Annotated in this window: 4 protein-coding genes; 2 read left to right on the top strand and 2 right to left on the bottom strand. The window is 77.2% G+C overall.

The window, feature by feature from the left end; genetic code table 11:
- Positions 1–105: 105 nt before the first annotated feature.
- Both ACI78R_RS22130 and ACI78R_RS22125 read right to left on the bottom strand, forming a co-directional pair.
- Entirely contained in the window at positions 106–6,159 is a 6,054-nt protein-coding gene (locus ACI78R_RS22130; RefSeq protein ID WP_457042307.1) for a DUF4011 domain-containing protein, read from the bottom strand.
- Between the two features lie 134 nt (positions 6,160–6,293).
- On the bottom strand, positions 6,294–7,181 hold the full coding sequence (locus tag ACI78R_RS22125) for an isocitrate lyase/PEP mutase family protein (RefSeq protein ID WP_457042306.1): 888 nt from the start codon (positions 7,179–7,181) through the stop codon (positions 6,294–6,296).
- A gap of 190 nt (positions 7,182–7,371) precedes the next feature.
- Between ACI78R_RS22125 and ACI78R_RS22120 the strand changes: the two genes are divergently transcribed.
- The gene (locus tag ACI78R_RS22120) at positions 7,372–8,064 is read left to right on the top strand and encodes a GntR family transcriptional regulator (protein ID WP_457042305.1); all 693 of its coding nucleotides are present in this window, start codon (positions 7,372–7,374) and stop codon (positions 8,062–8,064) included.
- The gene (locus ACI78R_RS22115; protein WP_457042304.1) at positions 8,061–10,121 is read left to right on the top strand and encodes a hydantoinase/oxoprolinase family protein; all 2,061 of its coding nucleotides are present in this window, start codon (positions 8,061–8,063) and stop codon (positions 10,119–10,121) included. Before ACI78R_RS22120 ends, ACI78R_RS22115 begins: the two co-directional genes overlap by 4 nt.

Raw genomic sequence — 10,121 nt, 5'->3', positions numbered from 1 at the left:
GGTCGTGCTCTGCCCCGCCGGTGTGGGCAGAGCACGACCGCGCCCGGCGGCCCTCCTGCAGGGGCCCGTCACGAGCGTGCGGGTGGCGGGGGGCAGGAGGGTCCTTCAGCAGGCGGTGACGCGGTCGTCGTCGGTGACGGCGAGCCGGCCTCCGGCGGTGCCGCGGTCGAGCACTGCGGCCAGCAGCGGGGTCAGCGACGGCGTGCGGCGGCGGTAGCCGAACACCTCCGCGGTGCGCAGGAACAGCTCCTCGCGCGGCAGCCCGCCGGCGGCGCGGCACAGCGCCACCATCGCGTTGAGCACCTCCTGCGCCGGCACCTGCTCCAGCGGGCGCGTGGCGCTGGTGGTCTGCCGGCGGTAGACGGTCCAGCCGGCCGGGTCCAGCGACGCCGGCCAGACGACGTCGCCGTCCAGCGTGTGCGGCGGCAGCAGGGCGAGCAGCGCGTCGCGGCGGGCGTCGGTGACCCGGGACAGGCCGAACGCGCCGGCGGCGATGCGCGCGAGGCGGTCGCGGTGCACCGGTCCCTCGACCTTGAGCCCGGCGGCGAGCACCCGGGTGACCAGGCGGGCGTGGCGCGGGTCGGCGAGGGCGTCGAGGACCTTGCGGTCGCCGGCCGGCTTGGGCGCCCAGGCGCGGAAGCGCTGCTCGGTGGGCCCGGACTCCGCTGACTCCGCAGACTCCCCGGTCTCTTCGGGCTGCTCGTCGGCGACGGGTGGGACGACGCTCAGCGCGACCGGCAGGGTGGCGGCCTCGGGTTCGTCGGCCACCGGGTCGGCGTCGGGGCGGGGGAGCGGCAGCGCGGCGACGGCGGCCGACACCACCGAGCGCAGCGAGGGCAGCCCGCGTGGGCCCGGCTCGGGGGCGGGCTCGGGGGCGGGCTCCGGCGCGGCGGGCGACTCGACCTCGGGCGCGGCCTCGACCACGGTCAGCACCGGCACGGGGGAGGCGGTGGCCGGCGCGAGCACCGGCGCGGGCGCGGCGTCCACCGCGGCGACGAGGCGGTCGAGCACCGCGTCGCGGTCGCGCAGCCACGACGGCAGCCAGACCCGCTCCACCGCGGGCCAGCCGAGCAGGCCCGACAGCACGTCGACGGGCAGGCCGTCGCGGTCGCCGACGGTGCGCCGCCGCGCCCACGCCGGGCCGTCGAGCAGCACGGCCACGACCGGAGCGTCCGGCGCCGCGGCGCGGGCCAGCGACAGGTCGACGCGGAAGTCCGACAGCCCGACGTCGGTGCGCACGACGAGCCCGCGCGCCCGCAGTGCGCCGGCGATCTCCTCGCGGTGCCGGTCGGGCGTCCCGGGCCGGCGCGCCTCGCGGGGCAGCGCCTCGGTGCCGAGCGCGGCCAGGTCGAGGTAGGCGCGCAGGTGCTTGATGCCGAGCGACGACGTCTGCTCCGCCCGCAGCGCCGAGGGGTCGAAGGAGGAGAAGACGACCACCTGCCGGCGCGCGCGGGTGACCGCCACGTTGAGCCGGCGCTCGCCGCCCACGCGGTTGAGCGGGCCGAAGTTCAGCGGCAGCACGCCGCGGTCGTCGGGGCTGAAGCCGGTGGAGAACAGCACGACGTCGCGCTCGTCGCCCTGCACGTTCTCCAGGTTCTTGACGAACAGGCCCTCGCCGTCGGTGCGGTCGAGCGCCTCGGTCAGCCGCTCGTCGCCGGCGTCGCGCAGCAGCGACTCGATGTAGGACCGCTGCTGGGCGTTGAAGGTGACCACGCCGATCGAGGGCACCGCGCCGGGCGCGGCGTCGAAGCGGCGGCGGATCTCCGCGACGACGGCCTTGGCCTCCATCGGGTTGGTGCGCAGCAGCCGGCCGGCGCCCGAGCGGTGGAAGGTGCCCTGCACCCGGACCAGCGAGATGCCGTGGCCGTCGACGTCGGGGGTCGCCGGGCCGTGCGCCGGCGCGGGGAAGGAGGACAGCCGGTTGTCGTAGTAGTGCGCGTTGCTGAAGGCGATCAGCGACTCGTCGCGGCTGCGGTAGTGCCAGGACAGCCAGTGCCGCGGCACGCCGGCCTGCACGCACTCCGACAGGATCGACTCCTCGTCCTCCACGGCGACGCCGAGCAGGTCGGGCAGGTCGTCGCCGCCGCCGGCCGCGGGCTCGCCGAAGGACGTCGGCGGCATCTGCCGGCTGTCGCCGACGACCACCGCGGAGCGGGCGCGGCCGAGCGCGCCGACGGCGTCGGCCACCCGGATCTGCGAGGCCTCGTCGAACACGACCAGGTCGAACTGGCCGGCGCGGGCGGGGAAGAAGCGGGCCACCGAGTCGGGGCTGACCAGCACGCACGGCAGCAGCGCGGTCACCAGGTCGCCGTACTGCGTGAGCAGCGCGCGCACGCCCAGCCCGCGGCGGCGGGTGAGCTCCCGCTGCAGCTCGCCGAGCCGGTCGGCGCCCTCGGGCGCGGTGCCGGTCGCCGGGGCGTCCAGCCAGCGCGTGGCCAGCACGGCGGCCGGCAGCGCTGCGGTGAGGTGCCGGCGCACCGCCCGCGACGCCGCGGTGAAGCGGTCGATCGCGCGGCCGTGTGCGGCCTCGTCGAAGGAGTCCAGGCCGGTGGCGGCGCGGCGCTCGGCGGTGGAGGCGGCGGCCAGGCCGTGCTCGAAGGCGCGCGGCGCGTCCTCGGCGGGCAGCCGGCCGCTGACCAGCGCGGCGCGGGCGTCGAGCAGGCCGGCGGCGCGCAGCGGCTCGAGGGTGTCGAGGAACTCCGCCCAGCGGCGCAGCGACATCAGCCCGGAGTGCTCGACCCCGCGCTCGGGGCGGGTCATCGCCCAGCGCAGCAGCACGCCGTCGTCGCCGCACCAGTCGGCGAGCCGGCGCGGGGTGCTGCGGCAGACCCGCAACAGCTCCTCCAGCCCGTCGCGCAGCCGGGCGACCGCGGCGGCCGCCGCGGCCGACGGGCCGGGGCCGGAGACGACGTAGCGGCGCAGCGCGACGGCGAACTCCCGCGCGCTGTCGGCGATCGCGCCGGCGCGGCGCAGCCAGGCCACCTGGCCCTCGAGCAGGTCGGGCTCCAGCAGCGGGTTCCAGCCGGCCGGCACCGACAGGCCGGGGATGACGGCGGCGCGCGCGGCGATCCCCGCGGCGGCGCTCTGCACCCGCCACAGCGCCGCGGTCAGCTCGGGGACGTCGCGCAGCCGCACGGCGACCCCCGGGCGCAGCACCGGCGCGAGCTGGGCGCGCACCTCGCGCAGCCCCTCCTGGCGGGCCCACATCCGCCCGGCCTGCGCGGTCTGCGCGGAGACGAACAGCTCGCCCAGCGGCAGCGCGAGCGCCTCGGGCGTGGCCAGCTCCAGGCCGGGGTGCACCGTGCCGGCGAAGGCGGCCGCCTCGGCCAGCACCGCCGTCGTGGCGGCGGTCCAGCGCTCGGTGGGCACCTCGTCGAGGACGTCGAGGCCGACGGCGGGCCCGGACAGCAGGTGGGCCAGGTCGTCGAGGTCGCCGGGGCTGCGCACCTCGCGCAGCGCCCGCGCCAGGTGCTCTTCGGCGGGCAGCGCGCGCATCGCGTCGTCGACGGCGATCGCGGCCCGGTGCGCGGCCGGGAGGTCGACCCGCGCGGTGTCGACGAACGCCCACGGGTGCCGCGGCGAGGGCCGCACCAGGTCGGCGACGTCGGGCAGCAGCGCCAGCGCCCGGCGGACCGCGGTGAGCGTGTCCTCCGGGGCGGCCGCGGCGAACGACTGCGGCACCGGCAGCGCCGGCACGTCCCCGCCGACGGCGAGCCGCGCGGTGCGTGCCGAGTAGTAGGACATGCCGGCCGCGTTGACCGCGTGCAGCCGGTCGGCGTAGCGGGCGAGCGTGCGGCGGGCGGCGCGCAGGTCCTCGCCGTCGGCGGCCAGGGCCTGCTCGTCGGCGACGACGACGGCCTCCAGCGCGTCGCGGAGCCGGGCCCGGACGGCGGTGGCGCGGGCCCGCTCGTCGTGCAGGTCGAGCACCAGCGGGCCGAGGCCCACGGCGTCGAGGCGGCGGGCGACGACGTCGAGCGCGGCCCGCTTCTCGGCGACGAACAGCACCCGGCGGCCGTCGGCGACGGCGCGGGCGAGCAGGTTGGTGATGGTCTGCGACTTGCCGGTGCCGGGCGGGCCCTCGAGCACGAACGTGCGCCCGGCGACACCCTCGGCGACCGCCTTCAGCTGCGAGGCGTCGGCGGGCACCGGGCAGCGGGCGGCGAGCTCGTCGAGGTCGACGTCGGCGGCCGCGGCCGGCACCGGGTCGGCGAAGGGCTCGGCCGGCGCGTGCACCAGGTGGCCGACGAGCGGGCTCGCGGCGAGCTCGGCCCACGACTCGTCGAGGTCGCGCCACAGCCGGTAGCGGGCGAACTGCAGCACGGCGAGGTCGGCGGTCGCCTCGACGCGGAAGGGCAGCCCGGCGTCGAGCAGCGCCTGGCGCACGGTGGCCAGCGCGCTGTCGACGTCGAGGTCGCCGTCGGCCCCGGCCAGCCCGGGGATCTCCAGGCCGTGCTCGCGGCGCAGCTTCTCCAGCAGGCACCAGTTCGGGCTGGCGCCGGCGGCGTCGTCGGCGGTGAGCCGGTAGGCGCCGGTGCGCCCGGCGGGGGAGAGGACCACCGGCAGCAGCACCAGCGGCGAGCGCAGCGGGCGGCCGTCGAGCTCCCAGGACAGGCTGCCGATCGCGACGTAGAGGTTGTTGGCGCCGGTCTCCTCGCGCACCGTCCTGGCCCGGTGCGCCAGCCCGCGCAGCCGCGGGAGGTAGGCGCCGTCGCTGAGGTCGGCGTAGACCTCGCGGCGCTCGTGCAGCACCTCGCCGAGCACGCCGACCGGCAGCTCGCGCGCCGAGCGCAGGCCGCGCACGTTGTCGGCCGGGCGCAGCCGGTCGCTGGGCACGAGGGTGACCGCGCCGTCGCCGGCGAGCAGCTCGGCCAGCGTGGCGAGGTAGAGGCCGGGGACGACCAGCGGCAGCCCGGCGCCCTCGGTGTAGTTGACCAGCCGGTTGCGCAGGCTCAGGTCGAGCAGGCTGTTCTTCCACTGCTGCACGCGCGGCGGCACGCCGGGGCGGCTGCCGGGCACCGGGGCGGCGTGCCGGCCGGCCGGGCGGACGGTCGGGTCGTGCTCGTCGGCGCGGTACTCGACCACCTGCAGCGCGCCGTCGGGGCCGCGCAGCCGGGCGGGCAGCGGCAGGATCCCGTCGCGGCGGGCGCGGTGGACGTCGGTGACGCCCAGCAGCCGGTCGGCCGCGCCGGTCAGCCACGCGTCGGCGGCCGCGCGGTGCAGCCGGTCGGCGTCGGGGTCCTCGGTGCCGCGGCTGGTGAGCAGCGTCGTCTCCACCAGCCGGACCAGCCCGAGGGCGACCAGGTCGGCGAGCGGGGCGACGTCGGTGGTGGCGGCGCTCTCGGCGCTGCGCTCCTCGCGCCAGTAGCCGAGGAACGCGTGCCCGTCGGCGATCCACAGCAGCGTGCGGACGCCGGCCGCCTCCAGCGCGGCGGCGAGGGTGACGGTGGTGTCCAGCGGGGTGCCGACGCGGCCGTCGAGCACGTCGGCGGGGGTGCGCACCCGCTGGGCGATGTGCGCCCAGTCGGCGGGGGCCTCGCTGTGCCGGATGCCGCGGGCGCGCATCGCCGCGGCCACCGCGGCGACGATCTCGTCGACCCGGTCCGGCCCGGCCGCGTAGCCCTGCACGGACGGGTCGTCGGTGCGCTCGTGCAGCAGCGCCGCGGCCTCGTCGAGCAGCGCCGGCACCGCGGGGTGGTTGGGCTGCACGTGCGCGGCGAGCATCTCCAGCGCCAGCGGCACGGGGGAGGCCAGCCACTGGCTCGCGGCGAGCACGTGCACGGGGACGGCGGTGCCGCCGACGTCGGTGCCCCCGGCGACGACGTCGATCTCGATGACGCCGGGCCGCTGCTCCTCGATGTGCAGCATCGCGGCGGCGTCCATGACCAGGCCGACGTCGCTGAGCACCGTGGTGGCGTCGCCGCCGAGGTCGACGGGGACCTCGACGACGCTGCCGATCGGGCCCTCGGCGTCGCGCACGCCCAGGCGCACGACGGCGCCCTCGACCGCGGCGCCGCGGGTGGTGACCGCGAGCCGGGACACGACCGGGACGCGGTTGACGGCGAGCGCGTAGGACAGCACCGGGGTGCTGGTGGCCGCGATCGCCACGGCCGCCCGGGGAGCACCGTCGTGCGGATGCGGCCGGGTGTCCGTGGTGCTCACGGTGTCCTGTCTACCGGTCCGGACGGACCGGTCCGGACATCCCCGCGAGCGTCTGGGACGGGTGTGACGGACGGGGAGAGACGTTGCCCTCCGGTCGCCCCCGGGTGCCGATGTGGACGGTCCGGCCGGGTCGCTCAGCCGGCGAAGCGCTGCTCGAGGTCCTGCACCTCGGGCAGGCCCACGAGGTCGGTGAACTCGCCGAAGGTGGGCAGCCCGTCCAGGGGCGGGACGCCCTGCTGCTTGAGCGAGGCGAGCAGCGACCGGACGCCGGCGGTCGCCGCCAGCAGGGTGCCGATCGGGTAGATGACCAGCGCGAACCCGAGCTCGGCCATGCGCTCCAGCGACAGCGGCGGCGTGCGCCCGCCCTCGGCCCAGTTGAAGACCAGCGGCGCCACCCCGGCGAGCTCGCCGGCGACGCGCTCGACGTCGGCCTCGGTGGTCGGCGCCTCGACGAACAGCAGGTCGGCGCCGGCCTCGGCGTAGGCGCGGGCGCGGGCGAGCGCGTCGTCGACCCCGGTGACGGCGACAGCGTCGGTGCGGGCGATGAGCACCAGGTCGGGGTCGCGCCGGGCGGCCGCGGCGGCGCGGATCTTGCCCACCATCTCCCCGGCGCCGATGAGCGCCTTGCCGCTCATGTGCCCGCACTTCTTGGGCATCACCTGGTCCTCGAGCTGGATGCCCGCGACCCCGGCCTGCTCGTAGAGCTGCACCGTGCGGACGACGTTGATCGCGTTGCCGTAGCCGGTGTCGGCGTCGGCGATGACCGGCACGTCGACGGCGGCGGCGATGCGGCGCGCGTTGTCGACCATCTCCGCGCCCGACAGCAGGCCGACGTCGGGCCGGCCGAGCAGCCCCGCCGTCGTACCGAAACCGGTCATGTAGACCGCGTCGAAGCCGGCCTGCTCGACCAGCCGGGCGGTCAGCGCGTCGTAGGCGCCCGGCGCCATCAGCGGGCCGGGGCCGGCGAGCAGCTCGCGCAGCCGCGCCCTCGGGGCCCGCGCGCCGCTCAGCAGATCCGCCACGGTGGCCTCCTCGTGTGTCGTCCCGGTTCCCGCGCGGTTGCATACAGCGACCGTCGCGGTGGCCGTGCGTCGTCGCGAGTCTGCACCGTCCTCGACGTGCAGGGCAACGGTCCGGAGAGTTCCGTCGGGGCCCTTGTGCGCACCCGCGGCCACCCCTACCTTGCATGCAATCCCCGAGGAGGTGTGACCGTTGACACGCCCTCTGACGTCGGCCGAGCGCGCCCTGGCGACCCTCCGCGACCTGATCATGGGCGGCGACCTGGCTCCCGGCGCGCGCCTCGGCGAGGTGGAGCTGGCCGAGCGGCTCGGGGTGAGCCGCACGCCGGTGCGCGAGGCGCTGTCCCGGCTGGCGTCCGAGGGGCTGGTGGAGCTCGTCCCCAACCGCGGCGCGCGCGTGGCCACCTGGACCGTCGCCGAGCTCGAGGGCGTGTTCGACCTGCGCTCGGTCCTGGAGCCGCAGCTCACCGCGCACGCCGTCCCGAACGCCCGCCCGGCCGACGTCGACGCCCTCGACGACCTCGCCCGCCGGATGCTCGCCGTCGGCACCCCCGGCCCGGAGCAGGACCTCGACGCGCTCGTCCCGCTCAACCGCGCGTTCCACGACCGGCTGGTCGCCCTCGCCGCGCACCCCACGCTGGCGGCCGCGCTGGCCGCCGCCATCCACCCGCCGATCGTGCGGCGCAACTTCCTCACCTACGACGAGGAGTCGCTGCGCCGCAGCCTGGCGCACCACGCCGAGATCGTCGCCGCCCTGCGCGCCGGCGACCCGGAGTGGGCCCGCGCCGTCATGACCTCGCACATCGCCAACGCCCGCGCCGTGATGGTCCGGGCGGCCCGGCTGCAGGCCACCGATCCCGCGACCCGCACTGAGGAGACCGCATGAGCTACCGGCTCGGAGTCGACGTCGGGGGCACCTTCACCGACGTCCTGCTCGTCGACGAGGACAGCGGCGCGACCTGGCGCGCCAAGACCGCCTCCACCCCGGCCGACCAGGCGGTCGGCGTGCTCACCGGCATCGGGAAGGTGTGCGCCGACGCCGGCATCTCGATGCGCGAGGTGGCGCAGGTGCTGCACGGCACCACGGTGGCCACCAACGCGATCCTCGAGGGCAAGGGCGCCCGCGTCGGGCTGGTCACCACGCGGGGCTTCCGGCAGGTCCTGCAGATCGCCCGCTCGTTCGTGCCCGGCGGGCTGGCCGGCTGGATCATCTGGCCCAAGCCCGAGCCGCTGGCCGACCTCGAGGACACCGTCGAGGTCGAGGGCCGGGTCGCCAGCGACGGGTCGGAGGTCCGCCCGCTCGACGAGGCCGACGTGCGGGCGCAGCTCGAGCGCCTCGCCGGGCGCGGCGTGCAGGCCCTCGCCGTCAGCCTGGTCAACTCCTTCGCCGACGCCTCGCACGAGCGGCGCATCCGGGAGATCGCCACCGAGGTGCTGCCCGGCGTCCCGGTGTCGCTGAGCTCGGACGTGCTGCCGGAGCTGCGCGAGTACGAGCGCACGCTCACCACCGTCGCCAACGGCTACGTGCAGCCGCAGGTGGAGAAGTACGTGCGGCACCTGTCCGAGGGGCTGCGCGAGGGCGGGGTGGCCGGCGAGCTGTCGATCCTGCGCAGCGACGGCGGCCTGCAGTCGGCCGACGCCGCGGTGGAGGCGCCGGTGAGCATGCTGCTGTCGGGCCCCGCCGGCGGGGTGACCGGCGCGGTGTGGGTGGCCGAGCAGTGCGGCCACCGCGACCTCATCACCTTCGACATGGGCGGCACCTCCACCGACGTGGCGCTGGTGCGCGACCTCGCCCCGCGGATCGGCCGCGAGACGAAGGTCGGCGACCTCACGGTGCGGGCCTCCAGCGTCGACGTGCGCACCGTCGGGGCCGGCGGCGGCTCGATCGCGCACGTGCCCGAGCTGACCCGCGCGCTGCGCGTCGGCCCCCAGTCCGCCGGCGCCGACCCCGGGCCCGCGGCCTACGGCAAGGGCGGCGTCGAACCCACGGTCACCGACGCCAACGTCGTCCTGGGCTACCTGCCCTCGGACCTCGCGGGCGGGGAGATCACCCTCGACGTGCAGGCCGCGCGTGACGCCGTGAGCAAGGTCGCCGAGGCGATGGGCCTGGACTCCCCGGAGGCCGCGGCCGCCGGGATCGTCGACATCGTCAACGAGAACATGCTCGGCGGGCTGCGCCTGGTCTCGGTGCAGCAGGGCTTCGACCCCCGCGACTTCGCGCTGGTCGCCTTCGGCGGCGCCGGGCCGCTGCACGCCAACGCGCTCGGCGTGCTCACCGGCGCGTGGCCGGTCATCGTGCCGCCGTCGCCCGGGGTGCTGTGCGCCCTCGGCGACGCCACCACCAGCCGCCGCGACGAGTCCGCCCGCACCGTGCTGCGGCGCTTCGGGCAGCTCGGCGACGGCGAGCTGGTGCAGGTGCTGCGCGAGCTCGCCGACGACGCCGGGCAGCGGCTGGCCGCCCACGGCACGCCGCGGGAGCAGCAGACGGTCGGCTACCAGGTCGACGTCCGCTACCACGGGCAGGGCTTCGAGATCCCCGTCGAGGTGGACCCCGCGTGGCTCGACGGCGGCAGCCCGCTGGCCGAGCTCGGGCGGGCCTTCGACGCCGAGCACGACCGGCTGTTCTCCTTCCTGCTCACCGTCGACCACGAGCTGGTCAACGCGCGCGCCACCGTCACCGGCCCGCGGCCCGACGTCGCGCCCGTGCGGCTCGAGCCCGGCGACGGCGACCCGAAGGGGGCGCTGGTGAGCGAGTCCCCGGTGCACGTCGGTGGCGAGCGGGTCTCCGCGTCGGTCTACGACCGGGCCCGGCTGCGCGCCGGCGACGTCGTCGCCGGTCCCGCGATCGTCACCGAGATGGACAGCACCACCCTCGTCCTGCCCGGGCACGTGGCCACCGTGCACGAGTCCGGCTCGCTGCTGATCACCCCCGTGGAGGGCTGA

This window comes from Geodermatophilus sp. SYSU D01106 (assembly GCF_054049995.1).
The sequence above is the reverse complement of the archived record's forward strand: the minus strand, read 5'-3'. Positions and strand labels throughout refer to the sequence as shown.

What these genes read in the sequence shown, in the direction of transcription:
- ACI78R_RS22115 (WP_457042304.1), top strand. Translation starts at nt 8,061, where the DNA reads ATGAGCTACCGGCTCGGAGTCGACGTCGGGGGCACCTTCACCGACGTC.